We start from the raw sequence: 25,893 nt of genomic DNA, 5'->3' as shown, positions 1-25,893 counted from the left end.
GCGGGAGATTCTTCGGGTGAGTTACAAGCGCGGCTTGGCCGTTGTTTTCGGATGCGCGATCGCGGCGCTCGTGTCGTTTGCCGCGACGTATCCGCGCTTTTATCCGGGCCCGTCGACCGCCAGTGCGCCTGCCGCCGGCGGCAACGCGACCGCCAAGGCGCCCGCACCTACTCTTGCCGTCGATCTGCCGAGCCTGCCGGGCAGCAATAGCCCGATGGCATGGTCGCGCCTGAGCCCGGCCGAGCACGTTGCGCTCGCGCCGTTCGCCAGCGAATGGGATTCCTTTAGCGACGAACGCAAGCGCAATTGGATCAAGATCGCAGCGCGTTACCCGAAATTGTCGCCTGATGCGCAAAAACGCCTGCATGACCGAATGACTGAATGGGTGCGCATGACACCCGATCAGCGGCGCGTTGCACGCGAAAACTACCAGGTATCGAAGGAATTGCCGCGCGAAACCCGCCAGAATGCGTGGAAGGCGTATCAGCAATTGCCGGAAGAACAGAAAGAGCGGCTCGCCGCGAGCGAGCGCAAGCGGCGGCCGAGCGTCGTGAGCGCGCCGCCGTCCGGCAAGACGGAGATCAAGGGGCTCGATCGTCTGGTCAATGCCCGGGAGCACGGCGCGAGCGGTGCCGCAGCGGCGAGTGCCGCGGCGGCCGCGCCCTTGCCGAGCCCGGCCGCCACACCAGAGATTCCCGCTGCGGGCAGCTTCGTGCCCGCCACGCCGCTGCCGGTTTCGCCGGCCGAGGCGCCGTCGATCTTCAACGGCTCCTGATCCGGGCCCGACCGTGTCCCAGCCGCTCGCCACCTCGACACTGCCCGCCGATTTGTCCGGCACCGCGCCCACCGTGCGCCGGCGCCTTGCCACGCTGCTCTACGAAGCCGTGATCCTGTTCGGCGTGGTGTTCATCGCGGGCTATCTGTTCAGCACGTTGACGCAGCAGCGCAACGGCCTCACCCATCACAACCTGCTCGCAGCGTGGATCGGCCTCGTGGTCGGTCTGTATTTCGTCTGGTTCTGGACCCACAGCGGCCAGACGCTGCCGATGAAAACGTGGCGCCTGCGCGTCGTCGCCGCTAACGGCGCGCCGCTGTCCACGGGCCGCGCGATCGTTCGTTACGTACTGGCGTGGCTGTGGTTTTTGCCGCCGCTCGCGCTGCATCCGCTGCTCGGCCTCACCGTGCCGCAAACGCTGCTGATCGCCGCGATCTGGTTCGTGCTGTGGGCCGCCACCGGCCGTTTCGACCCGCAGCGCCAATTCCTGCACGACCGCCTCGCCGGCACACGCGTCATTAGCGTCTAGCGCTGACGTCACGGGCCACCCGGTCACCCCCGGCGCCGCTCGCTGTTTTCTCCTGCCAGGCCGCACCCGCTCCGTCACTCTCCCGACACAGTAATAAGAACTTCTCGTGACTGTCACGGCAGGGTCACGCGCGGCTGGCGCAATACGGGCACCGCAACTCGACGCGTGAGCCATGGACCCCAAAACGTCCGCGACTTCCCTGTTCCGCCAGACCGGCCCGAGCGTCGACCCTGTCGCGTTCCGCCCGGAACCCAACCCCAGTCACGGCTTGCCGTTGCCTGTGCCGTCATTGCCACTCGACGCGCACGCCGGACATCACGACGACGAACACGCCGAACCGCACCGCTATCGCACCATCTGGCTGTCCGATATCCACCTCGGCTCGAGCGGTTGTCAGGCGCCGTATCTGCTCGACTTCCTGAGGCACAACGAGTCGGAATACCTGTACCTGGTGGGCGACATTATCGACGGCTGGCAGTTGAAGAAAGGCTGGTACTGGCCGCAGGCGCACAACGACGTGGTGCAGAAGGTGCTGCGCAAAGCACGCAAAGGCACCCAGGTCATCTACGTGCCGGGCAATCACGACGAAGCCGCTCGTCAATTCTGCGACCTCGCGTTCGGCGACATCCATGTACGGGGCGAAGCGTTCCACACGACGCTCGCCGGCAAGCGCCTATGGATCGTGCACGGCGATCTGTTCGACGGCGTGATCCAGCACGCCAAGTGGCTCGCCTATCTCGGCGACACGCTCTACACGATGATCCTGATCCTGAACCGTTGGTTCAACCGGATCCGCAGCCGTCTCGGTTTTCCCTACTGGTCGCTGTCGCAATACCTGAAGCATCAGGTAAAGAACGCGGTGAATTTCATCTCGTCGTTCGAGCGCGTGATGACCGACGAAGCACGCCGCCGCGGCTGCGACGGTGTGGTCTGCGGACACATTCACAAAGCCGAAATCCGCGACATCGACGGCGTGTTGTATTGCAACGACGGCGATTGGGTGGAGAGTCTTTCCGCACTCGTCGAGACGTATGAAGGCGAACTCAAAGTGATCTACTGGACCGTGATGCGCGCCCCGGAAGTCGGCGTGCAAAAGGCCCGGGCGACCGCGTAGTCCCTCTCCACTTCTATTGGGCCGAAACCGATGAAGATCATGATCGTCACCGACGCATGGGAACCGCAGGTCAATGGCGTCGTGCGCACGCTGAAAAACACCACCCGCGAACTCACCGCGCTCGGCCACCGCGTCGATCTGCTGACACCGCTCGAATTCAAGACGATTCCGTGCCCCACCTACCCTGAGATTCGCCTGTCGCTGCTGCCGCGCCGCAAGCTGCATCAGCGGATTGACGAATTCGCGCCTGACGCGCTGCACATCGCGACCGAAGGCCCGCTCGGCATGGCTGCACGCTCCTATGCGATCCGCCACAAGCTGCCGTTCACGACCGCTTATCACACGCGTTTTCCAGAATACGTGCAGGCGCGTTTCGGCATTCCGATCGGGCTCACCTACAAGTTTCTGCACTGGTTCCACAAGGCGTCCCTGGCAGTGATGGCGCCCACGCCCGTGGTCAAGGCCGACCTCGAAAAATTCGGCTTCACCAACGTGGTGCTGTGGACCCGCGGCGTCGACCTCGACATCTTTCACCAGATGGACTCGAAGGTTCTCAACACCGCGCGGCCGATCTTTCTGTACGTGGGACGCGTGGCGGTCGAGAAGAACGTCGAGGCGTTTCTGAAGCTCGACCTGCCCGGCTCGAAGTGGGTTGCCGGCGAAGGCCCGGCGCTGGCCGAACTGAAGTCGCGCTATCCGCAAGCGAATTACCTGGGCGTCCTGACGCAAGCTGAACTGGCCAAGGTCTACGCGGCCGCCGACGTATTCGTGTTCCCGAGCCGCACCGACACCTTCGGGCTCGTGCTGCTCGAAGCGCTGGCCTGCGGCACGCCGGTCGCGGCGTATCCGGTGACCGGTCCGATCGACGTGCTCGGCGACGGCGGCGCGGGCGCGATGCACGAAGACCTGCGCGAGGCTTGCCTCGAAGCGCTCAAGATCGATCGCAGCCATGCGCGCGCGTGGGCCGAACGCTTCTCGTGGGCAGCGGCGTCCGAGCAGTTCGCGGCGCACCTGAAGCCGTTGCCGCGCACCTCGTACAGCGAGGAAAGCGCCGCCGCGTGACGCGACGCGCCGAGCCGCTTATGCGAACCCGAAACTCCACCGCGGCACGCGCGTCGAGCGGCGCGCTGCACGCCGTCGATGCCGACACCGACAGCACCAACCGCGAGCCGTTCGACGACGTGAGCGAACACGGCACGCCGAATCATGTCGATCACGCGAATGGTTTTCACGGCTTGAACGGGGCGAGCCTCGGGAGCCCCGAGAGCGATACCCATAACGAACCGCTCAGCCCTGACGATCCGTTCGCACCGCTCCCCTTCAACCCGTACAAGGGCAATCGCGGCCTGACCCGCGCGTGGCACGCGATGAAAAATTCGCTTGCTGGTTTTCGCGTCGCGATCCGCGAGGAAAGCGCGTTTCGCCAGGAACTCACTCTCGCCGCGATCCTGATTCCATGCGGCGTGCTGGTGCCAGTTGATCCCGTGTCGCGCGTCCTGCTGCTCGGCTCGGTATTGCTGGTACTGATCGTCGAGTTGCTGAATTCGAGCGTCGAGGCGGCCATCGACCGGATTTCGCTGGAACGGCATGAGTTGTCGCGTCGTGCCAAGGATCTCGGCAGCGCGGCGGTGATGGTCGCGCTCGGCATGTGTCTGATGACGTGGGGGCTGATCGTCGGCCCGCTAGTCGTGGGATGGGTCAAAGCGTGGCTATGAGCGTAGCGATGAAATCCACCCCGCAGCACCGCCTGGCGCGCTTTTCCTGCGTCCCAAAGAATGAAAACCCTGAGTATCCGCTTGGTATAAGAACGGTCGGTTTATAATCGTCCGACAGACTCACGGGAAACCGTGGGGCGCTCAATATACCAACCGCGTCCGGGTGGATCACGCAGTAGCGGCACGCCGCCATGCGCCCAGCCCGGCGTAACCAGGGCCGGACGACATGGAAGCCAAACCTCCCCGCCGCACCCGCGAACGGATCCTCGAACTGTCGTTGAAACTATTCAACGAGATCGGCGAGCCGAACGTCACGACGACGACGATCGCCGAGGAAATGGAAATCAGTCCAGGCAACCTGTACTACCACTTCCGCAACAAAGACGACATCATCAACAGCATCTTCAGCCAGTTCGAGCAGGAGATCGAAAAGCGTCTGCGTTTCCCCGACGACCACCGCGCGACGATCGACGAGATGTGGTCGTACCTGCAGTACATGGTCGATTTCACCTGGCGCTATCGATTCCTGTATCGTGATCTGAACGATCTGCTGGCGCGCAATCGCACGCTGGAAACACACTTCAAGCAGATCATCAGCCACAAGGTGCGCTTTGCGAGCCAGTTCTGCGAGCAACTCGTGGCCGACGGAGAAATGGTCGCCACGCCTGAAGAGCTGCACGTGATCGCCACTAACGTCGGCGTGATCGGCACGTACTGGCTGTCGTACCAGTTCGTGATGAACCCGCGTAAATACAACGAGCAGGAAACGATTCGCGCTGAATTGCATCAGGTGAGCGTGCAGATCGTGTCGCTGATGGCGCCTTATCTGCGCGGCCGCTCGCGGCAGATTTTCGACGACCTCGTCTCAGGCAAGCTGCCCAAGCGCGAGTTCTACGACTACCTGCCGCCGAAAGAAGGCGCCGCGCCCCGCAACGAACCGAAGGACGTTTGAGTATGAAGTCGGTGTGTGTGTATTGCGGCTCCTCCGACGGAGCCAAACCGTTGTACGCCGAAGCCGCGCGCGCTTTCGGCCGCGCGCTGGTGCAGGCCGATCTCGCGCTGGTCTATGGCGGCGGCAAGGTGGGCCTGATGGGCGTGATCGCCGATACGGTGATGGCCGAAGGCGGCCGCGCAATCGGCGTGATTCCCGAGCTGCTGGTCAATAAGGAAGTCGGCCATAACGGCCTGACCGAACTGCACGTGGTGCCCGACATGCATCATCGCAAGAAGATGATGGCCGACCTGTCCGACGCGTTCGTCGCGATGCCGGGCGGCGCGGGCACGCTCGAAGAGCTGTTCGAGGTCTACACGTGGGCGCAACTCGGCTATCACCAGAAGCCGGTGGCACTGCTGAATATCGACGGCTTCTACGATCCGCTGATCGCGCTGCTCAAGCATACGGTCGAGGAAGGCTTCATGCGGCAGACCTATTTCGACATCCTGCAAGTCGATGCCGATCCGGTTGCGCTGATCGACAGGCTGCAACGCTATCAGCCGCCGGCCAATGACAAATGGGCCATCAAACGCGACGCCGTTTGATCTCCGCCTGTTACGTTTCTCCGGCCTTCTGATCCCCCGCCGCTCGCCTCCTGCGGGCAATTCACCCGAACGACGAGGTTGCAATGACGAAAACCGTTCTGATCACCGGTGGCAGCCGCGGCATCGGCCGCGCGACCGCGCGTTTGCTGGGTGCACGCGGCTGGTCGGTCGGCGTGAACTACGCGCAGAACCTCGCGGCAGCACAGGAAACCGTTGCTGAAGTGGAACGCGCCGGTGGCCATGCAGTCCCGATTGCCGGCGACGTCGCCAGCGAAGCCGACGTGATCGCGATGTTCGACACGCTTCAACAGAAATTCGGCCGGCTCGATGCACTCGTCAACAACGCCGGGATCGTCGCGCCGTCGAGCCAGCTCGCGGATATGGATCTCGGGCGTCTGAAGCGCATGTTCGACGTCAACGTGCTCGGCGCGTTTCTGTGCGCGCGCGAAGCCGCGCGCCGGATGTCGACCACGCGCGGCGGCGCGGGCGGTGTCATCGTGAATATCTCTTCGGCGGCTGCGCGGCTGGGTTCGCCGAACGAATACATCGACTATGCCAGCTCGAAAGGCGCCGTCGATACCATGACGATCGGCCTCGCCAAGGAACTCGGCCAAGAAGGCGTGCGCGTGAATGCGGTGCGTCCCGGCCTGATCGATACCGAGATCCACGCCAGCGGCGGCAAGCCCGAGCGCGCCGCCCAGCTCGGCGCCACAACGCCGCTGGGCCGCCCCGGCAGCGCCGATGAAGTCGCCGAGTCGATTGTCTGGTTGCTGAGCGACGCCGCCTCGTACGTGACGGGTGCGCTGCTCGACGTCACCGGCGGACGCTGAATCCCACTCTTCTGTTCCCGCGGCCAGCCGTTTCCGACGGCCGCTGCCCCCTTTCCCGCCTCCCGACTCCGAATTCCCGTCAATTTGATGAGGAATCGGCACGATCCATCGGACTATCTGCAATATTCCCCGCATTTTCTGTAATCAGCCGTAATAAACTCGGACTACAATCGCAGCGTTCGCATGCACCCGCATGCGACGCATAGCCAGAGCATAAGTCCGCGGCCCACGTCGCCGCGTACGGCGACCCGAGATTCTCATGTACGAAAACCCATCCGCGCCCTGGCGCGCGGGGAACGTCGCGGCTGCGACGCCAGCGCCGGCCGGCTCCGCCGACAGTGCACCGGACACGCGCCCCGGCTCAGCACACGTTGCCGAATCCGGCGCGGCCTGGCCAGCCGGCAACACTGCCGTAGTCGAAGCCGCGGCGCCCGCAAGGCCCACCGCCCCTGCCGGTCCCACGGCGCCCACCGCTCCCGCTCCCACTTCGCGCGGCGCCCGGCGCTTGCGCGCGCTCACCGCTGCCCGCCCGTTGACGTGGCTGGTCGCGCTGGCGATCCTGTGCGCGTGGCTGTTGCCCGGCACCTTGGGCCACGAGCCGTGGAAGCAGGATGAGACCTACACGTTCGGCATCATCCAGCACATGCTCGACACCGGCGATCTGGTCGTGCCGACCAACGCCGGCCAGCCCTTCGTCGAAAAACCACCGATCTACGACTGGGTCGCCGCCGGCCTCGCCTGGATGTTCGGCCGCTACCTGCCTTTGCATGACGCTGCGCGCCTCGCGAGCGCGCTCTTTGCGGGACTGACCGTCTACTACACGGCACGCGTCGCCCGCCGCGCGGTGGCCGCGTCGAGCTGGCTGGACATCCGCGTGATCGGCACGCTTGCGTTGTTCGCGAGCACGCTCGCCGTCATCAAGCACGTGCACGACATGATGACTGACGTCGCGCTGATGGCCGGCGCCGCGATCGGCTTCTGCGGACTGTTCGAACTCGTACTGGTGCATCTGCGCGACGAAGCGCGCCTGCTGCCGGTCGACGCACGCCGCCGGCGCCACGCGATTCTGAGCGGCGCGGTGATGTTCGGCGCGGGCGTGGGCGTGTCGTTGCTGGCCAAGGGCCTGTTTGTGCCGCTCGTGTTCGGCGCCACCACCGTCGCGGTGCTCATGCTGTATGCCCCCTGCCGCACCCGCAGCTTTGCAGGGGCGCTCGGCATCGCCGCGCTGGTTTTCACGCCCTTCGCGCTGATCTGGCCGATCTGCTTCTATCTGCGCTCCGAAGCGCTCTTCAAGGTCTGGCTGTGGGACAACAACGTTGGCCGCTTCTTCGGCTTTTCGGTTGCCGAACTCGGCTCTGAAAACGAAAGCCGTCTGTTCGTGCTGCGCACCGTGCTGACCGTCGGCTTTCCGGTTGTACCGGTTGCGTTGGCCGCGCTCGCCGGCGGTGGGTGGCGCCGTTGGCGCGATCCGCGTATCGCTCTGCCGGTGATTTTCGCGGGCACCGGTTTCGCCGTACTGCAAAGCTCGGCAACGGTGCGCGAACTGTACATCCTGCCGTTCATCGCCCCGCTCGCATTGGTGGCAATGCAAGGCATCGAAAAGCTGCCGCGGCGTCTGCATGCAAGCTGGGACATCGCGAGCCGCGTGCTATTCGGCAGCGCGGCCGTGCTCGCATGGATTATCTGGTCGATCATGAGCGATCCGGGCAGCACACATGCGTCGCTGCACTGGCTCGGCCGCTGGTTGCCGCTCGACTGGGTGATGCCGGTCAGGCCCACCCTGATCGCGGCGGCGCTGCTGATGACGCTCGGCTGGCTGTGGCTGCTGCCGGTCTTCAAATACACCGGCAAATGGCGCGGCGCGTTGAGCTGGTGCGCGGGCGCGATTCTCGCGTGGGGACTGGTGAGCACGCTGCTGCTACCGTGGCTCGACTACGCGAAGAGTTACCGCTCCGTGTTCGAAAACCTGGCGGCCCGCATGAACATCGAATGGAACGATGGCGATTGCATGGCCAGTGCAGGCCTCGGCGAATCCGAAGCACCGATGCTGTACTACTACACCGGCATCGTGCATCAACCGGCCGCGAACACCGCGACGACCGGGTGCACGTGGCTGATCGATCAGAGCCGCCGCGACAACCCGCGCACGCCAGCGGGTGATTGGCGACTGTTCTGGTCAGGCGCGCGCCCAGGCGACACCGACGAACTGTTGCGGGTGTTCGTGCGGACTCCGGCAACGCCCGCGCACGGCGAGTAGCACGTCGCGTGCGGACGGCGCCGGGCCGGTCCTTGCGCGTTTCCCTTGCGCCTAGAATGACGAGCCGGGTTTTGCCAGGAAAGCGGTTTCTTCAGCCGTCGACTGACGTCCGAGCTGCGCATTGCGATGGGGAAAGCGCCCGAAACGCTCGATGATCCGGGCGTGCCTGACCGCGGACGAATAGTAGGATGCACCGTCCGGCTCGGCCTTCAACTGCTTGAACAGACGCAGCGACTCGTGCTGGCTGGCGAGTGTTTCATCGTGTTCGAACGGCAGATACGCGAACGCGCGGTGATGCGCGGTCGGCAATAAAAGATCGGCGCCGCTCGCGATCATCTGTTGCGCGATGCGCAGCGCTTGATGATCGGCAGCGAAAGCGCGCGGTGTATTGCGATAGCAATTGCGAGAAAACTGATCCAGCACGATGACCAGCGCTAACGCGCCGAGCGGTGTGTCCGTCCAACTGTCGAGGGACCCGTCGCGGGCCGCGTCGATGAGCATCCCGAAGCGTTCCAGCAGCATCGCATCGAAGGTCTTGTCGCGGGAGAACCAGAGCTTGCGCGCCTGGCCGAAGGTGGATGCATCAGGAGCGCCGAACCAGCAGTCCAGGACTGCGCGCGCCTCTGCGCGCTCAAGCCCCGCTGCTCCCTCAACCATTGCGGTTACGCATCCAGTCCGCAGTCTCGAAGAACGACGCCAGCAACCGCTCCCTCAACGGCTCCGAAAGCCCGACATCTTCCATGGCCCATGCCATGCACCGCAGCCACTGGTCCCGCTCGCTGGAAGCGATCGGAAACGGCATATGCCTCGCCCTCAACCTGGGATGGCCGAACCGGCTGATGTAGTGATCGGGCCCACCCATCCACCCGCACAAGAACCAGAAAAACTTATCGCGAGAGCCGTCGAGCGATTCCGGATGCAAAGCCCGGATCCCGACGAAATCCGCTTCGAGATCCATCAAGTCATAAAAACGGTCGACCAGTTCGCGCACGCGCGCTTCACCGCCCACCAGTTCGAAGGCCGTCGGCTGTGCGGCGGAGACTTCGTCGTTAAGATCGCTCATACCCAATCACAAAAACAAGAAAGAAAATCACGCGTCCCGCAGCGATTGCAACGCGGGCCGTGCCAGCACATGCCGCAAGCTTAACCAGCCCCCCACGCCCGCGCAGGCGATCCCGGCTGCGATACCCGCGGGCAACAACCACGGATCGAACGTCAGATAAAACTCGAACACACGCGTTGCCAGCTGCCAACCGATGACCTGCGCGCCGAGCGCCGCCATCAAACCCGCCAGCGCACCCACGGCCACAAACTCGGCGATCTGCACCGCGCGCACCTGGCGATGCGAAGCCCCCAGCGCGCGCAGCAGCGCGGATTCTCGCATACGCTCATCGCGGGTGCCGGCCAGCGCCGCGTAGAGCACCAGCACGCCGGCCGCCAGCGTGAACGCGAACAGGAACTGCACCGCGCCGATCACCTGCTGCAACACGCGCTGCACCTGCGCCAGAATCGGACCCGTGTCGATCGCCGTGAGGTTCGGATAGGCCGCGATCAGCCCGTCGATGGTCGACTGCTGTTCCTGCGGTAAATGGAAGCTCGTGATGAACGTCGCCGGGAAATCCTGCAAGGCGGCCGGCGGCATCAGCACGAAAAAGTTGACTTTGAACGAGCCCCAGTCGAGCTTGCGCACACTCGTCACCGGCGCATCGATTTGCAAGCCCGTCACGTCGAAGCGCAGCATGTCGCCAGGCTTCACCTTGATCAGCTTCGCGAGCCCCTGCTCAATCGAAATCTGCGGTGTCTTCGTGTCGCCGTACCAGGTGCCGGCAGAAAGACGGTTGTCGTCGGGCAGCTCGGTCGTGTACGACAGATTGAATTCGCGGTCGACGAGCCGCTTGGCATCGTCGCCCTTGAACGAATCCGGATTGACCGGCTTGCCGTTGATGGCGATCAGACGGCCGCGCACCATTGGCGCGAGCACGGTGCCGGGCACGCCGTGCGTGTTCAGATAATGCGTGACGGCGTCGCGCTGGTCGGGCTGGATGTCAATGATGAATTCGTTCGGCGCATCGGGCGGCGTCGATTTGCGCCAGCCGGCCACCAGGTCGTCGCGCGTCATCGCGATCAGCAACAGGCACATCAGGCCGATGCCGAGCGCGGTGATCTGCAACGCACTCGCGCCGCTGCGCCGCTCCAGCGACGCCAGCGCGTAGCGCCAGCCGATTCCCGCATTCACGCGCTCACTGCGCACGACACGCGAAGCGCCCCACAACGCCAGCCGCGCGATGCATGCGAACACCAGCAATCCGCCGGCAAAGCCGCCCGCGACAATGCCGCCGAGCTTCAACTCACCCGCTGCGACGATCAGGAGCGCGGCGAACAGCACGATGCCCAGCGCGTAAGCGGCCCAGGCGGTGCGTCCCGCTTCGCCCCATTCGCGACGCAGCACGCGTACCGGCGGCACGCGCGTCAGCGGTAACAGCGGCGGCAACGCGAAGCCAAGCAACAGCACGAGACCCGCCGCGATGCCTTCAAGCGCCGGCCACGCGGTGGGGTACGGCAACGCGACATCGATCAGACTGCCGAGCCACGTCAGCAACGCCAGGTGCCCCAGGTAACCGAGCGCGACGCCGAGCGCGCCACCGATCAAACCCAATCCGACGAATTCAAGCGTAAACAGCGCGCGTAGCGTGGCCTGGCTGACACCCAGACAGCGCATCGCCGCGCAGCCATCCAGATGCCGGCGCATATACCGATGCGCGGCCATCGCGATCGCCACCGCCGCGAGCAGCGCAGTGAGCAGCGAGACCAGCGTGAGGAAGTGACTCGCGCGATCGAGCGTCTGACGCACTTGCGGCTGGCCGTCCTGCAACGATTCAAGCGCGACGCCGCGCATCTTGCCGCCGTCCACCTTGTCATGCGCGAATTGCGCGAAGCGCGCCACCGATGCATCCGTGCCCGCGACCAGCAACCGATAGGTCACGCGGCTGCCGAAGGTGATGAGGCCGGTCGACTGGACATCGTCGGCACGCAGCATCAACCGTGGTGAAAAATTGACGAACGAGAAGCCACGGTCGAGTTCGCGGGTGATGACCGCCCCGATCGTGAAGCTGCGTAATCCGACTTTAACGGTGCCGCCGACATGCAGCTTCAATGCGTCGAGCAGGGCCTGATCGACCCACACCGTACCCGGCGCCGGAATCGATTGCGTGGGATGGTCCGGTGCGCCCGGCGCCGACGCGATCCGCAACGCGCCGCGCAACGGATAACCCGGCGACACCGCCTTGACGGCGGCCAGCCGTGAGACCGGCTGCGCGCCGGTCGAGTTGATCATGCTGGGAAAGATCGCCGTGCTGGCGGTATTCAGACCGAGCGCCCGCGCTTGCTGCGCGAACTGCGGATCGACCGGATGATCGGCGCGAACGATAAAATCCGCGGCGATCATGCGCCGCGCATCACGCTCGAGCCCCTGATGCAAACGGTCAGCCAGAAAGCCGACACTCGACAACGCCGCGACGGCCAGCACCAGCGCCAACAGCAGCATCGTCAGTTCGCCTGCGCGCCAGTCGCGCGCCGTCATGCGAATGGCCTGGCGCAGCACATCCGCGCCACCCAACCGGCGCGTTGGCCGTGTGACCGCCCGCGCCGTCACACCCCTTACCGTATCGCTCAATCGTGCCTGCTCCTGGCAAACCGCGACACCATATGCGTCGCCATTCCGCGAAAACCGCCCTGCACCCCACGCCACAGCCGCGGCAACGCCCAGCCGGCCAGAATCAGGAAGCCCACCATCAACACCAGGAACAGGACCGGCACGAACAGCGCGAGCAGCATGCCGCCGAACACGAGACCGTCTTCAGCGGTCGAAGTCACGACATTCGACACCGGTTCCGGCGACAGATTGATCAGCGCGCGCGTGCCCGCTTTCGCCAGATGTGCAGTGCCCGCCAGCGTGCCGCCCGCGAGCGCCGCGACCGTCAGCAGCGCAGGATCGGCATGGCCGAGCGCGCCGGCCGCCAAGACGGCGCCGGCCGGAATGCGGATAAAGGTATGAACCGCGTCCCATAAGGAATCGAACGCGGGGATTTTGTCGGCGAGAAATTCAGTGACCGTCAGCACGCCGGCCACGCCGATTACCCACGGCGAAGACAGGGCGGACAGCGTATCGGGTAGATGGATGAGGCCAAGACGTGCGAACACGCCGGCCAGCAGGACTGTCAGATAGAGGCGCAGACCGCTGCCCCATGAGAGGCCCGCAGCGAGCGAAAGTGATTCAAGCATGGCCGCCTCCAGGCGCGCTGTGCGTGCCGGGCGCTTCGGACGGGCAAGGGGAAGGGAGTCGCCGCACCGAAGTCGTCAGACCCGCGCCAAGCCGGCCGCGCCAAATGGGCCGCGGGCAATTTCAGGTTGGATTCAATCCCATTATAGCCACGTTAATTCGCAGAACGCAGAGCGGCGAACAAATGGCGACCTCTAATGGCGAATGGTGCGGGTGTGCGCGGACACGATAATCGGGCCCACTAACGGGGCTCAATGCCCCGACGACAGCTTCAACCCGATCAACCCGATGACGATCAGCGATGCGCTCGCCACCCGCGCGACCGTCAGGGCCTCGCCCATCATGACGATACCGAAGATGAACGCGCCAACCGCGCCAATCCCCGTCCACACCGCGTAGGCCGTGCCTAGCGGCAGTTGACGCATCGCCATGGCGAGCAGAACAAAGCTGCCGAGCGCGGTCACGATCGTGAACACGGAGGGCCAGAGCCGGGTGAAACCTTCGGAGGTTTTGAGACCGGCCGCCCACGCGACTTCGAGCAAACCGGCAATCAGCAGAAGAATCCAGGACATGAGACAGCTCCATGATCAGATGGGGCCGTCCCCGTTTGTAGCAGATGCGCAAGGCCGTCCTTACGACCTGTAATTATAGCAAAATCGCGCGCCACCTTGCTGCGGCGAGCAGCCGCAAAGGCACAGCGGACGCCTCGGGCAGGCTCAAACCGCGCCCACCAGCCGGTACCCCACACCCGTCTCCGTGACGATATGCTCCGGTTGCGCCGGGTCGCGCTCCAGTTTCCCGCGCAGATGCGCCATATAGATACGCAGATAGTGATGGCTCTCGACATGCGACGGCCCCCATACGTCACGCAGCAGTTGCCGGTGCGTCAGCACACGGCCGGCGTGGCGCACCAGCGTCGCCAGAAGGCGGTATTCGATCGGCGTGAGATGAACGGCGACGCCGTCGCGGCTCACCTGGCGCAAGGCCAGATCGACCGTCACCGCGCCGAAGCGCACCAGCGGCGATTCATTTGCACCGCCCTGGTTGCGCCGCCGCATATGCGCGCGGATCCGCGCCAGCAGTTCGGAAACGCCAAACGGCTTGGTGAGGTAATCGTCCGCCCCGGCGTCGAGCGCGGCAACTTTCTCGGTTTCCTGGGTGCGCGCCGACAGCACGATGACCGGCAACTCACTCCAGCCACGCAGCTCGCGAATCACGTCGAGGCCGTCGGTGTCGGGCAAGCCGAGATCGACGATAACGAGATCGGGCTTGCGCGTCGCGGCTTCGACGAGACCTTGCTTGCCGGTCTCGGCGTCGTGCACGACGATGCCCTCGCCTTCCAGCGCGGTTCGCACGAAGCGGCGAATCTGCTTTTCGTCTTCGATCAGGACGACGGTGATGCTCGGGTCACTCATGGCTAGGCTTGGAAAGCAGGTTAGGAGTTGAATCGCGGTCGGGCAAAACGTCGGCGCCTTCGTCTTCCAGCGCATCCGGTGCTTCGGGCGGGGTTTCCACCGGCAAGGTGAACCAGAAGCGCGCGCCTTCGACGCGGCCGTCCGCGGACATCCGATTGAGCGCGCCGATTGTACCGCCGTGCGCTTCGACGATTGCGCGGCAGATCGCGAGGCCGAGCCCGATACCTGGCTTGGCCGACTCTTTCTCGCCGCGCGTAAATTTCTCGAACACACGCGCTTCCATGCCGGCCGGCAGGCCCGGTCCGTTGTCGTCGACCGTGACGCGTACGAATGACTTGCCGTCCGCGTCGAGACGTTGCGCGCCGATCGTCAAGGGTGTGTCCGGCGAGGTGTATTTGGCCGCGTTCTCGAACAGGTTCGAAAAGAGCCGCTCCATCAGCACGGCATCGAGGTGTAGCAGCGGCAAATCCGCGGGCAGCTTCACCTGCACCGGATGATTCGCCAGCACGCGTTTGCACGCCCGCAGCGCGGCGCCCACCGTTTCTTCGAGGAGCGTCCACTGCTGGTTCAGTTGCAGGCTGCCGGCCTGCAAGCGCGCCATGTCAAGCAGATTGGTGACGATGCCGGTCATGCGCAGCGCTTCTTCGTGAATCGCGTCGACCAGATCGTCGCCGGGTTGCGCACCGGGATGCGCCTCACGCGATTGCGCCAGCATCGACGAGAAGCCGACGATCGTCGTCAACGGCGTGCGCAGGTCGTGCGAAATCGCCGACAGCAGCGAATTGCGCAAGCGCTCCGATTCCATATTGACGAGCGCATCGCGCGCGATGTCGACGTAGTGCACACGCTCCAGAGCCAGTGCGATTTGCGCGGCGAATGCGTCGAGCATGCGCTGCTGCTCGGGCACATCCAGCTCGCGCTCGTCGCGCATCACGACCGCGAGTACGCCGCGCGTGCGCATCGGCGCCTTCAGCGGCAGGTACAGCGCGGCAGCGGCTGGCAGCGTATCGGTGCCGTGCCCGGCAGGCTTCTGCTGATCGTAGACCCATTGGCCGACGTCGATATCGAGCATCTCGCCTTCGAGCGTGATGGTCGCATCAGGGTCTTCGATCTTCTGCTTCACCTGATCGACGCTATCCGGCAACAGGATCGCGACGCGCGCGCCGAACACTTCGCTGACATGCCGGCTGCCGATGCCGACGATCTGCTCGGTGGTGAGCGCCGCCGCCAATTCACGCGCCATCGCGTACATCGCGCCAGTGCGTTGCTCGCGTCGCCGCGCCACACTCGCCTCGCGGCGCAGGCTCGAAGTGAGATGGCTGATGACGAGAGAAGTCAGCAGCATGCCGAAGAAGGTCAGCAGGTACTGCGTATCGGACACCGACAGCGACATGCGCGGCGGCACGAAGAAGAAATCGAACGCGGCCACGCTCATGAACGACAGCACGACGCCCGGCCCGCGCCCCAGCTTCACGGCCGTGAAAATCACGCCGAGCAGGTACAGCATGACGAGGTTGGTCAGATCGATATGGTCGATCAACTGGCTCGACAGCAGCGTGATAGCCGCGCAAATCGCCAGTGCGACACCGTAGGCGCGCGGCGGTGAACGGCGTTCGCGCGCCGTGCTCAGCGCCTCGCGCCACGCGTTGGCGGTCGTGTTCAGTAAGCGGCGTTGCTCAGCGCCGTCACGTTCCGACGACGCGCGAATCAGCGTGAGGTCGAGATCGCCCGCGCGTTCGGCAATGCGTTCGCCGAGCGGCCGGCGCAGCCAGCGCCTGAGGCCGGTGCGCGCCGAAGCGCCGGCGACCAGCTTCGAGACGTTGCGAGCCTGCGCGTAACCGATCAGTGCGGCGACCGCATCGGTAGCGGCGAGCGTCGCGGTTTCGGCGCCGAGTTCGGCGGCGAGCTTCAAGGCATTCAGCGTGCGTTCGCGGCGCGCGTCGGGCAAACGCTGCAGCGCGGGCGTTTCCACATAGACGGCGATCCAGTCGGCCTTCAGGCTGGCGGCGAGACGCGCTGCCGCGCGGACCAGCATCGGCGCTTCCGGACCTGGGCCGACGCACACCAGCAAGCGCTCACGCGCCTGCCAGATCCGCTGGATCGAACGATCCGCGCGATATTCCCGCATCTGCGCATCGACACGGTCGGCGGTACGACGCAACGCCAGTTCGCGCAGCGCGATCAGGTTGCCCTTGCGAAAGAAGTTGCGCACCGCGCGCTCGGCCTGCTGCGGCAAATACACCTTGCCGTCGCGCATCCGGTCGAGCAGTTCCTCGGCGGGCAGGTCGACCAGCGTGACTTCGTCGGCGCGATCGAATACGCGGTCGGGCACCGTCTCCCAGACACGAATGCCGGTGATCTGGCCGACCACATCGTTCAGGCTTTCGAGGTGCTGGACGTTGACGGTGGTGTAGACGTCGATGCCCGCGTCGAGCAGTTCGTAGACGTCCTGCCAGCGCTTCAGATGCCGGGCGCCCTGCACGTTCGAATGCGCGAGTTCGTCGACGAGAATCAGTTGCGGTTTGCGGGCGAGCGCGGCGTCGAGATCGAACTCGCCAAGCTTGCGGCCGCGATACTCGATAACCGCGAGCGGCAGCACGTCGAGCCCTTCGAGCAGCGCTGCGGTTTCGCTGCGGCCATGCGTTTCGGCGATGCCGACCACCACGTCCGCGCCTTCATCAGCACGGCGCCGCGCGGCCTGCAACATCGCATAGGTCTTGCCAACGCCCGCCGACGCGCCGAAGAAAATTTTCAGCCTGCCCCGCTGACGTTTTTCTTCGTCACGTTGCAGCTTGTCGAGCAGTTCATCAGGATCGGGGCGGTTCATGCTCAATGGTTTTCATAGTAAGGCGAGCGGCGGTGCTTGCATGGTGGCACGGCAGCAGCCGCACCGCAAATGGCAACGACAGCCACGCCGGTCACGCAAGCGATACAGGGTGCACCAGGCGGCACGCCGCAACAACAGCCGCGGACAAATGGCGAAGGCGGCACCGCATGGGCGCCGCCTCCCCGAATCACAGTCATCAACGGCGTTTATTGACGCTCAGCGACGCTCAACCGTGTTTCATCTCATCCAGTGCCAGGTTCAATTGCAGCACGTTCACACGCGGCTCACCGAGAATGCCGAACTGGCGGCCGCTCGTATAACGATCGACCAATGCCTGCACATCGTTCGTGGCGAGCTTACGCGCTTTAGCGACGCGTTCGATCTGGTACGCGGCGGCCGCCGGGCTGATCTCAGGATCGAGACCGCTACCCGAAGACGTCACCAGATCCACCGGTACCGGCTGCGACATATCCGTGCCGGCAGCCTTCAACGCATCGATGCGGCCTTTGATTTCGTCGGTCAGCGCCGGGTTGGTCGGGCCGATGTTCGAACCACCCGAGTTGGTCGCGTTATACGGGTTCGGGCTGGTGGCCGACAGACGGCCCCAGAAGTACTGCGGCGCATCGAACTGCTGGCCGATCAGCTTCGAGCCAACCACCTTGCCGTCCTGCTCGATCATGCTGCCGTTGGCCTGGTTGTTGAAGGCCGCCTGACCGACCGCGGTCATCACAGCGGGATAAGCAAGTCCGGTGACGGCGGTCAGTACCGCGAAGATCACGATCAGCGGACGGAACAGATTTTTCATGACAGGTAACTCCTTTTAAGCTGCCGCTTCTCAAACCCAGCCGAACGCGGCCAGCACCATATCGATCAGCTTGATGCCGATGAACGGCACGATGATCCCGCCCAGACCGTAGACCAGCAGATTGCGGCGCAACAGGATCGCCGCGCCCAGCGCCCGGTACTTCACGCCCTTGAGGGCCAGCGGAATCAGCAGCACGATGATCAGCGCATTGAAAATCACCGCCGACATGATCGCCGAGGCCGGCGTGGCCAGATGCATCACGTTCAGCGCGTTCAGTGCCGGATAGGTGGTCGCGAACGCAGCCGGGATGATCGCGAAGTACTTGGCGACGTCGTTGGCGATCGAGAACGTGGTGAGCGAGCCGCGCGTCATCAGCATCTGCTTGCCGATTTCGACGATCTCGATCAGCTTGGTCGGATTCGAATCGAGGTCGACCATGTTGCCGGCCTCTTTCGCGGCCTGCGTACCCGTGTTCATCGCCACCGCGACGTCAGCCTGGGCGAGCGCCGGGGCGTCGTTGGTACCGTCACCGGTCATCGCGACGAGCCGGCCTTCGGCCTGGTGCGCGCGAATCGTGGCAAGCTTCGCTTCCGGCGTGGCTTCGGCGAGGAAATCGTCGACGCCTGCTTCAGCGGCGATTGCTGCTGCCGTCAAGCGGTTGTCGCCCGTCACCATGATGGTCTTGATACCCATCTTGCGCAGTTCGGCGAAGCGTTCCTTGATACCGCCCTTCACCACGTCCTTCAACTCGATCACGCCGAGCACGCGTGCGCCCTGCTCGCCTTTCTCAGCAACCACCAGCGGCGTGCTGCCGCGACGTGCGACTTCGGCAACTGCGGTGCTGACTTCGTTCGGGAAACGGCCGCCATTCGCTTCGACGTAGTTCTTCACGGCGTCGGCTGCGCCCTTGCGGATTTCACGGCCCGGCAGATCGACACCGCTCATCCGCGTTTGCGCCGTGAAGGCGAGGAATTCAGCCTTCAGCGAAGCCATATCGCGTTGACGGATATTGAAGCGCTGCTTGGCCAGTACGACGATGCTGCGGCCTTCCGGCGTTTCATCGGCGAGCGACGAAAGCTGAGCGGCATCCGCCAGCGCTTCTTCGGTCAAGCCCGGCGCCGGCACGAACTGCGATGCCTGGCGGTTACCGAGCGTGATCGTGCCGGTCTTGTCGAGCAGCAGCACGTCGACGTCGCCGGCAGCTTCCACCGCACGGCCCGAGGTAGCGATCACGTTCGCCTGCATCATGCGGCTCATACCGGCCACACCGATCGCCGACAACAGCCCGCCGATGGTCGTCGGAATCAGACACACCAGCAGCGCGACCAGCGCGGTAATCGTGACCACATGACCGGCTTTTGCTGCTTCGACCGAGAACATCGAGAACGGCAGCAGCGTGGCGGTAGCCAGCAACATCACGATGGTCAGCGCGACCAGCAGAATCGTCAGTGCGATTTCGTTCGGCGTCTTCTGACGCTTGGCGCCTTCGACCATCGCGATCATGCGGTCGAGGAAGGCTTCGCCCGGATTAGCCGTGACGCGCACGACGATCCAGTCCGACAGCACACGCGTGCCGCCCGTCACCGACGAAAAGTCACCGCCCGACTCGCGGATCACCGGTGCGGATTCGCCGGTGATCGCCGATTCGTCGACCGACGCAACACCGTCGATCACTTCGCCGTCGGCCGGAATCACGTCGCCCGTTTCGACCAGCACAACATCGCCTTTACGCAGATCGGACGCCGTCAGAATGCGGATCGGCGACTTCGGATGCGGCTCGTTGAGCTTCTTGGCCATCACGTCTTTCTTCGCACTGCGCAGCGACGCTGCCTGGGCCTTGGAACGACCTTCGGCGAGCGCTTCCGCGAAGTTCGCGAACAGCACCGTGAACCACAGCCACAAGGTGACCGCAAGAATGAAGCCCGCGGGCGCCTCGGCCTGACCGCCGAGCGCGGCGATCCACAGAATGGTCGTCAGAATACTGCCGACGTACACGCAGAACATCACCGGATTGCGGAACTGCGTGCGCGGCGTGAGCTTCTTGAAGGAGTCCACGATCGCCGGGCGCACCAGCGCCGGGTCGAACATGGACCTGGTTGCATTATGTTCAGTCATTGAATCCTCGAATTTCCCGTTTGCGCCTATTCACTCGTTGGTTCGAACGGGCCGCCTTAATGGGCGCCCATCATCATCAGATGTTCGACACCAGGTCCGAGCGCGAGCGCGGGCACATAAGTCAGCGCGCCAACCAGCAGCACCGTGCCGAGCAGCAGCACGACGAACAGCGGGCCATGAGTCGGCAGCGTGCCGCCGGTCACACCGATGCGCTTCTTGGAGGCGAGCGAGCCCGCAATCGCCAGCACCGGGATAATCGTGCCGAAGCGGCCGAACCACATTGCGATCGCCGTGAGCCAGTTGTAGAACGGCGTGCTCACCGTCAGTCCGGCAAACGCGCTACCGTTATTGTTCGCGGCCGAGCTGAACGCGTAGAGGATTTCGGAGAAGCCGTGCGCGCCGGGGTTAGCGATACCCGCTTTGCCCGCATCGGTCAGCACCGCGATCGACGTGCCCACCAGCACCAGCAGCGGCGTGAGCAGCACCACGATCGACACCATCTTCATCTCGTACGCTTCGATCTTCTTGCCGACGTATTCAGGCGTACGGCCGATCATCAGGCCGGCTACGAACACTGCCAGCAGCGCGAACACGAGCATGCCGTACATACCGGAACCCACGCCGCCGAAGATCACTTCGCCGAGTTGCATCAGCAGCATCGGATAGAGGCCGCCGATCGGCGTCAGCGAGTCGTGCGTGTTGGCCACCGCGCCGCACGAAGCCGCCGTGGTTGCCACCGTGAAGATGCCCGACTGCGCAATACCGAAACGCGTTTCCTTGCCTTCCGCATTACCGCCCGACTGCAACGCATTCGCCGATTGATCGACGTGCAATGCGGCGATTGCCGGGTTACCGCCTTGCTCCGCGCTGATCTCGCCGAACACGCACACGGCGAACGCAATCGTCATCGCGGCGAGGACAGCAACGCCTTGCTTGCGGTCGCCGATCATGCGGCCGAACACGAGCGCCAAGGCTGCAGGAATGATCAGGATCGAGAAGATCTGCAGGAAGTTCGAGAACGGCGTCGGGTTTTCGTACGGATGCGCCGAGTTGCCGTTAAAGAAGCCGCCACCGTTGGTGCCGAGCATCTTGATCGCTTCCTGTGATGCAACCGGGCCCATCGCGATGGTCTGCGTCTTCACCGGCGTATCGACGGTGACTGCATTACCCTTGGCATCCTTCACCGGGTTGCCTTGCGCATCGAGCTTCGGTGCGGCATAGGTCGTGGTTTGCAGCGTCGGCACGTCCTGATACGACTTGAAGTTCTGGATCACGCCCTGGCTCATCAGCACCGCAGCGATAATCGCCGACATCGGCAGCAACACGTAGAGCGTCACACGCGTCAGGTCGACCCAGAAGTTGCCGATGGTTTGCGCCGTATGACGGGCAAAACCACGAATCAGCGCGATCACCACGACGATGCCGGTCGCAGCGGAGAAGAAGTTCTGCACGGTCAGACCGAGCATCTGCACCAGATAGCCGACGGTTTGCTCAGGCGTGTAATCCTGCCAGTTCGTGTTGGTCACGAAGCTGACCGCCGTATTGAACGCGCCGTCGACCGTCATCGGGCCGAACTGCTGCGGATTGCCCGGCAGCCAGCCTTGTACGCGCAGCAACACGTAAAGGAATAGCGCGCCGAGCGCGTTGAACGCGATCGTGGCGATGGCATAGTGCTTCCAGCCCATTTCCGTCGACGGATCGACGCCCGCGATGCGATACAACAAACGCTCGAGCGGGCCGCCGAAGCGGACCACGCGAGACGTGCCGTCCATCACGTTGGTCAAATAGCGGGACATCGGCACCGCGGCTGCCAGCAGCACGACGATGAAAAGGCCCGCTTGCAGGACATTGTTCGAGTTCATTCAATGTCCTCCGCGCGCAACAGCGCATAGACCAGGTACATAAACAGCAGCGCGGTAGCCGCGCCCGACAACCAGAGAATCCAGTTCATGAGCGAGCTCCCTGGCCACGCCGGAACTGCATCAACTTCTCGCAGCCGGCAATCAACGCAACGGTCAGCGCGAAAAACAGCACCATCCCCCCGACATACAGCACATCCATTTTTATTCCCCATTCACGGACTTTGGATAGGTGGAACGTTATGCCGATCCACGTAAAGGGCTGGTCAAAGGTTCGGGATGGGGTGTAAAAAACGCGTAAACGGAAAAGGCCGTTCCATCGTGAGATGGAACGGCCTTGTGTCGATGGGGCATGGGTTTGAGGGTTTTCGCGCCGGCCTCGCTACCACGCAACATAAACGTTATGGCGCTGTGGCGTTTACACCCGCACGATGCGCCGCCCTGCGCTCATGGCATGAGCGTTTACGGCAGCAAAACCGTCGAGCCCGTGGTGCGACGCCCTTCGAGGTCCGCGTGCGCTTTGCCGACGTCCGCCAGCGCATAACGCTGATTGATGCTCGTCTTCACCTTGCCCGACACCAGCACATCGAACAGTTCCGAGGACATCGCCTCGTAGTCGGTGCGTTTGGCGATATAGGTAAAGAGCGTCGGTCGCGTAAAGAACAGCGAACCGCGTCCGGCGAATTCCGACGAATCGATCGGCGGCAACGGTCCCGACGCATTGCCGAAGCTCACGAACATGCCAAGCGGCGCGAGACAGTCGAGCGAGCCTGTAAACGTGTCTTTACCGATCGAGTCATACACCACCGGCACACCCGCGCCGTTGGTGATCTCGCGCACACGCCTGGTGAAGTTCTCGCGTGTATAAACGATCGCATGGTCGCAGCCGTGCGCTTTGGCGATCTCGGCTTTCTCATCGGAACTGACCGTGCCGATCACCGTCGCGCCGAGTGCCTTCGCCCATTGGCAAACCAGCAGGCCGACGCCGCCGGCCGCGGCCTGGATCAGGATCGTGTCGCCGGCCTTCACCGGATACGTCCGGCGCAGCAGATACTGCGCGGTCAGCCCTTGCAGCATGACGGAGGCCGCCTGCTCGTCGGTCAACGCATCGGGCACCTTGACGGCATGCACCGCCGGCAACACACGCTCCTGGGTGTACGCGCCAGGCGGACGGGCCACGTAGGCCACGCGATCGCCCGCCTTGAGGCCGGTCACACCGGGGCCTATCGCGGTGACTTCACCCGCCGCTTCCATACCGAGGCCACCCGGTAACGGCAGTGGGTACAACCCCGTGCGGAAATACACGTCGATATAGTTCAGGCCGACCGCAGTCTGCCTGATGCGAATCTCGCCGGCGCCCGGCTCGCCCACTTCGACGTCGACCCATTTCATCACCTCCGGGCCACCGGTTTTGTCGAATCGGATTGCTTTGACCATCATGTCTCCCTGGTTCGTAATTTAGTTCGATCGTAAAGCACCGCTGCATGGGTCTAGACCTGCTGCGTGAGGCGTAAGGTCAGCACGTCGAGAATCATTCGCGCAGTCGAAATGTTAGTGGCACACGGAATGTTGTGCACGTCGCAGGCCCGCACCAGCGCGTTGATGTCCGGCTCGTGCGGCTGCGGCGTCATCGGGTCGCGCAGGAAGATCACCATATCTACCCGCCCTTCCGCGAGCTGCGCACCGATCTGCAGGTCGCCGCCATGCGGGCCGGACAACATGCGTTCGACCGTGAGGCCATGCGCGTCACCGATGCGCGTGCCAGTCGTGCCGGTCGCGACGATCTCGCAACGCCGGAGCGTATCGACGTATTCGCCGGCCAGTTTGACGATGTCGTCTTTCTTGTGATCGTGCGCGATCAGCGCAATGCGGGTGCTCATGACGTAAGACTCCTGAAACCGTTGTGATTGTCGTTGTTGTGGTGAGGGTGATGCCGGTGCTTAAAAACATGCTGTTTCAGAACGTACCGGGGTAAGCGCCGCCGTCGATCAGCCAGTTCTGGCCGGTGATGTAGCCGGCGTGCACGCTGCACAGGAACGCACAGGCACGGCCGAATTCATCGCGATTGCCGAAACGGCCGGCGGGGATCGTCTTCATGCGCTGCTTGCGCGCATCGTCGACGGAAATGTTTTGCGCCTTGGCTTGCGCCGCGAAGGTGGTGGCGATGCGGTCGGTGTCGAACAGGCCCGGCAGCAGATTGTTGATCGTCACACCCGTGGCGGCCACCTTGCTGCGCGCCAATCCCGCCACGAAGCCGGTCAGCCCCGAGCGCGCACCGTTAGACAGGCCGAGCACGTCGATCGGCGCCTTCACCGCCGAACTCGTGATGTTGACGATACGGCCATAGCCACGCTCGCTCATCCCGTCGATGGTCGCGCGGATCAGTTCGATCGGCGTCAGCATGTTGCTCTCCAGCGCGCGAATCCAGTCCTCGTGCGTGAAGTTGCGGAAGTCGCCCGGCGGCGGGCCGCCCGCATTGTTGACCAGAATGTCCGGCTGCGGACAGGCCGCGAGCGCTGCGGCGCGGCCTTCCGGTGTCGTGATGTCGCACGCCACCGTTTTCACTTCGACACCGCTTTGCTTGCGGATCTCGGCCGCGGTGGCCTCCAGCGTCTCCGCGGTGCGCGCGACGATCGTCAGGTTGACGCCTTCGGCTGCCAGCGCTTCCGCGCAGCCGCGCCCCAGGCCCTTGCTGGCCGCGCAAACCAGCGCGGTGCGTCCTGCGATTCCCATGTCCATGTGTAGCTCCTCTCGCCTAGTCGTAGCGCGGGGGTAGTCCCGCGGCGGCTCATTCGTTGCAAAGTTTCCCCCGATTCTAGAAGAATCGGTGCCGGACTGCGCCGGGCCACTGCAATCTCCGGTATCTTCTGGCGCCACTCTTTCGGTAAACTTGCGTCGTGGTGCGTCCGCCGGCCAGTTTCAGGCCCTGCGGACAACCAAACCGATCCCTCTAGCCGCCGCTTGCGCCCCCGCCATGACCCAGGACAGCCGTTTTCCCAATCTTTTCATCCTCGATCACCCGCTGATCCAGCACAAGCTGTCGCATATGCGCGACCGGGACACCTCGACTCGCACGTTCCGCGAACTGCTGCGCGAGATCACGCTGCTGATGGGTTACGAAATCACCCGCAACCTGCCGATGACCACGCGCCGGCTCACCACCCCGATGGTCGAAATCGACGCGCCGGTGATCGCCGGCAAGAAACTGGCGATCGTGCCGGTGCTGCGCGCCGGCATCGGCATGTCGGACGGCCTGCTGGAGCTGGTGCCGTCGGCACGCGTCGGCCATATCGGCGTGTATCGCGCCGAAGACCACCGCCCGGTCGAGTATCTGGTGCGCCTGCCGGATCTGGAAGACCGCGTGTTCATTCTGTGCGATCCGATGGTCGCGACCGGTTACTCGGCCGTGCACGCGGTGGACGTGCTCAAGCGCCGCAACGTAGCCGGCGAGAACATCATGTTCCTCGCGCTGGTGGCCGCACCGGAAGGCGTGCAGGTGTTCCAGGACGCGCATCCGGACGTCAAACTGTACGTGGCGTCGCTCGATTCGCACCTGAACGAGCACGCGTACATCGTGCCAGGTCTCGGCGACGCCGGCGACCGCCTGTTTGGCACGAAAAACTGACAGCGACCCGCAGAAAGCCGTGGCGGCGCGCGCAAAACACCGCCGCCACTCAATTTCCGCTCAGTTTCCGGCTACGCTCGTCTCTGCCGCGGCCCCGCGGCGTGATAAAATTCGAATCCGCTCAAAGAGCGGCTCAACTTGCACTACCGCCCGGCGCATCGCGCCTTGACGCGGGGTCTGCGCCGGGACCGGCGCGGTCGGGGCGCTAC

The 25,893-nt window shown here is 64.1% G+C and carries 25 protein-coding genes; 10 read left to right on the top strand and 15 right to left on the bottom strand.

Translation table 11 applies throughout. The features are described 5' to 3' along the window. Nucleotides 1-16: 16 nt before the first annotated feature. The 9 genes from PQQ96_RS20915 to PQQ96_RS20875 all read left to right on the top strand — a co-directional run bounded on the left by PQQ96_RS20915 (nt 17) and on the right by PQQ96_RS20875 (nt 8,759). Nucleotides 17-775, top strand: coding sequence for a DUF3106 domain-containing protein (locus PQQ96_RS20915; RefSeq protein WP_408295917.1), 759 nt, complete (start codon nt 17-19; stop codon nt 773-775). A 13-nt stretch (nt 776-788) separates the two neighbouring features. Then, nucleotides 789-1,304: an RDD family protein gene (locus tag PQQ96_RS20910; protein WP_408295915.1), complete on the top strand. Its 516-nt coding sequence runs from the start codon at nt 789-791 to the stop codon at nt 1,302-1,304. A gap of 172 nt (nt 1,305-1,476) precedes the next feature. Then, the gene (locus PQQ96_RS20905) at nt 1,477-2,418 is read left to right on the top strand and encodes a UDP-2,3-diacylglucosamine diphosphatase (RefSeq protein ID WP_074284929.1); all 942 of its coding nucleotides are present in this window, start codon (nt 1,477-1,479) and stop codon (nt 2,416-2,418) included. Between the two features lie 30 nt (nt 2,419-2,448). Next, complete coding sequence (locus PQQ96_RS20900; protein ID WP_408295913.1) at nt 2,449-3,480, top strand: glycosyltransferase family 4 protein; 1,032 nt, start codon at nt 2,449-2,451, stop codon at nt 3,478-3,480. A gap of 20 nt (nt 3,481-3,500) precedes the next feature. Beyond that, the gene (locus PQQ96_RS20895; protein ID WP_408295910.1) at nt 3,501-4,133 is read left to right on the top strand and encodes a diacylglycerol kinase; all 633 of its coding nucleotides are present in this window, start codon (nt 3,501-3,503) and stop codon (nt 4,131-4,133) included. Nucleotides 4,134-4,359: 226 nt separating this feature from the next. After that, on the top strand, nt 4,360-5,085 hold the full coding sequence (locus tag PQQ96_RS20890; protein ID WP_054034977.1) for a TetR/AcrR family transcriptional regulator: 726 nt from the start codon (nt 4,360-4,362) through the stop codon (nt 5,083-5,085). 2 nt (nt 5,086-5,087) lie between these two features. Beyond that, nucleotides 5,088-5,672 carry an LOG family protein gene (locus PQQ96_RS20885; RefSeq protein WP_408295907.1) on the top strand — a complete coding sequence of 195 codons (585 nt, stop codon included), beginning with the start codon at nt 5,088-5,090 and terminating at the stop codon, nt 5,670-5,672. An 83-nt stretch (nt 5,673-5,755) separates the two neighbouring features. After that, nucleotides 5,756-6,502: an SDR family oxidoreductase gene (locus tag PQQ96_RS20880; protein WP_408295904.1), complete on the top strand. Its 747-nt coding sequence runs from the start codon at nt 5,756-5,758 to the stop codon at nt 6,500-6,502. 259 nt (nt 6,503-6,761) lie between these two features. Next, entirely contained in the window at nt 6,762-8,759 is a 1,998-nt protein-coding gene (locus PQQ96_RS20875; protein WP_408295901.1) for an ArnT family glycosyltransferase, read from the top strand. A 51-nt stretch (nt 8,760-8,810) separates the two neighbouring features. Here PQQ96_RS20875 and PQQ96_RS20870 read toward each other — a convergent pair whose 3' ends face one another. The 15 genes from PQQ96_RS20870 to PQQ96_RS20800 all read right to left on the bottom strand — a co-directional run bounded on the left by PQQ96_RS20870 (nt 8,811) and on the right by PQQ96_RS20800 (nt 24,798). Next, the gene (locus PQQ96_RS20870; protein WP_408295898.1) at nt 8,811-9,416 is read right to left on the bottom strand and encodes a DUF924 family protein; all 606 of its coding nucleotides are present in this window, start codon (nt 9,414-9,416) and stop codon (nt 8,811-8,813) included. Next, on the bottom strand, nt 9,409-9,822 hold the full coding sequence (locus PQQ96_RS20865) for a group II truncated hemoglobin (RefSeq protein WP_408295896.1): 414 nt from the start codon (nt 9,820-9,822) through the stop codon (nt 9,409-9,411). Before PQQ96_RS20865 ends, PQQ96_RS20870 begins: the two co-directional genes overlap by 8 nt. 27 nt (nt 9,823-9,849) lie before the next feature. Next, nucleotides 9,850-12,432 (bottom strand): ABC transporter permease, encoded by a 2,583-nt coding sequence (locus tag PQQ96_RS20860; RefSeq protein WP_408295893.1) that lies wholly within the window; start codon nt 12,430-12,432, stop codon nt 9,850-9,852. Beyond that, on the bottom strand, nt 12,429-13,040 hold the full coding sequence (locus tag PQQ96_RS20855) for a DUF4126 domain-containing protein (protein ID WP_408295890.1): 612 nt from the start codon (nt 13,038-13,040) through the stop codon (nt 12,429-12,431). Before PQQ96_RS20855 ends, PQQ96_RS20860 begins: the two co-directional genes overlap by 4 nt. Before the next feature lie 249 nt (nt 13,041-13,289). Next, nucleotides 13,290-13,610 carry a quaternary ammonium compound efflux SMR transporter SugE gene (sugE, locus tag PQQ96_RS20850; protein ID WP_408295887.1) on the bottom strand — a complete coding sequence of 107 codons (321 nt, stop codon included), beginning with the start codon at nt 13,608-13,610 and terminating at the stop codon, nt 13,290-13,292. Nucleotides 13,611-13,754: 144 nt separating this feature from the next. Further along, nucleotides 13,755-14,453 carry a two-component system response regulator KdpE gene (gene kdpE / locus PQQ96_RS20845; RefSeq protein WP_063495267.1) on the bottom strand — a complete coding sequence of 233 codons (699 nt, stop codon included), beginning with the start codon at nt 14,451-14,453 and terminating at the stop codon, nt 13,755-13,757. Continuing rightward, complete coding sequence (locus PQQ96_RS20840; RefSeq protein WP_408295884.1) at nt 14,446-17,280, bottom strand: DUF4118 domain-containing protein; 2,835 nt, start codon at nt 17,278-17,280, stop codon at nt 14,446-14,448. The genes kdpE and PQQ96_RS20840 overlap by 8 nt, the downstream gene beginning before the upstream one ends. Nucleotides 17,281-17,506: 226 nt before the next feature. Further along, complete coding sequence (gene kdpC / locus PQQ96_RS20835; RefSeq protein WP_408295881.1) at nt 17,507-18,085, bottom strand: potassium-transporting ATPase subunit KdpC; 579 nt, start codon at nt 18,083-18,085, stop codon at nt 17,507-17,509. Between the two features lie 30 nt (nt 18,086-18,115). Continuing rightward, nucleotides 18,116-20,200, bottom strand: a complete 2,085-nt coding sequence (gene kdpB / locus PQQ96_RS20830; protein ID WP_408295878.1) for a potassium-transporting ATPase subunit KdpB — start codon at nt 20,198-20,200, stop codon at nt 18,116-18,118. Between the two features lie 56 nt (nt 20,201-20,256). Continuing rightward, nucleotides 20,257-22,062 carry a potassium-transporting ATPase subunit KdpA gene (kdpA, locus tag PQQ96_RS20825; protein ID WP_408295876.1) on the bottom strand — a complete coding sequence of 602 codons (1,806 nt, stop codon included), beginning with the start codon at nt 22,060-22,062 and terminating at the stop codon, nt 20,257-20,259. Beyond that, nucleotides 22,059-22,151 carry a K(+)-transporting ATPase subunit F gene (kdpF, locus tag PQQ96_RS20820; protein WP_200564436.1) on the bottom strand — a complete coding sequence of 31 codons (93 nt, stop codon included), beginning with the start codon at nt 22,149-22,151 and terminating at the stop codon, nt 22,059-22,061. The genes kdpA and kdpF overlap by 4 nt, the downstream gene beginning before the upstream one ends. Continuing rightward, nucleotides 22,148-22,261, bottom strand: a complete 114-nt coding sequence (locus PQQ96_RS20815) for a potassium ABC transporter ATPase (RefSeq protein ID WP_408295873.1) — start codon at nt 22,259-22,261, stop codon at nt 22,148-22,150. Before PQQ96_RS20815 ends, kdpF begins: the two co-directional genes overlap by 4 nt. Nucleotides 22,262-22,521: 260 nt before the next feature. Next, a complete protein-coding gene (locus tag PQQ96_RS20810; protein WP_408295934.1) occupies nt 22,522-23,496 on the bottom strand; it encodes a quinone oxidoreductase family protein in 975 nt (324 codons plus the stop codon). A 53-nt stretch (nt 23,497-23,549) separates the two neighbouring features. After that, complete coding sequence (locus PQQ96_RS20805) at nt 23,550-23,939, bottom strand: methylglyoxal synthase (RefSeq protein ID WP_074284944.1); 390 nt, start codon at nt 23,937-23,939, stop codon at nt 23,550-23,552. A gap of 76 nt (nt 23,940-24,015) precedes the next feature. Further along, the gene (locus PQQ96_RS20800; protein WP_408295870.1) at nt 24,016-24,798 is read right to left on the bottom strand and encodes an SDR family oxidoreductase; all 783 of its coding nucleotides are present in this window, start codon (nt 24,796-24,798) and stop codon (nt 24,016-24,018) included. Nucleotides 24,799-25,033: 235 nt separating this feature from the next. Between PQQ96_RS20800 and upp the strand changes: the two genes are divergently transcribed. Beyond that, nucleotides 25,034-25,684: a uracil phosphoribosyltransferase gene (gene upp, locus PQQ96_RS20795; RefSeq protein ID WP_408295868.1), complete on the top strand. Its 651-nt coding sequence runs from the start codon at nt 25,034-25,036 to the stop codon at nt 25,682-25,684. Nucleotides 25,685-25,893 lie beyond the last annotated feature (209 nt).

The organism is Paraburkholderia sediminicola (assembly GCF_046027825.1).
GTDB lineage: Bacteria > Pseudomonadota > Gammaproteobacteria > Burkholderiales > Burkholderiaceae > Paraburkholderia > Paraburkholderia sediminicola_D.
This window is presented reverse-complemented; position numbering and strand designations above follow the sequence as displayed.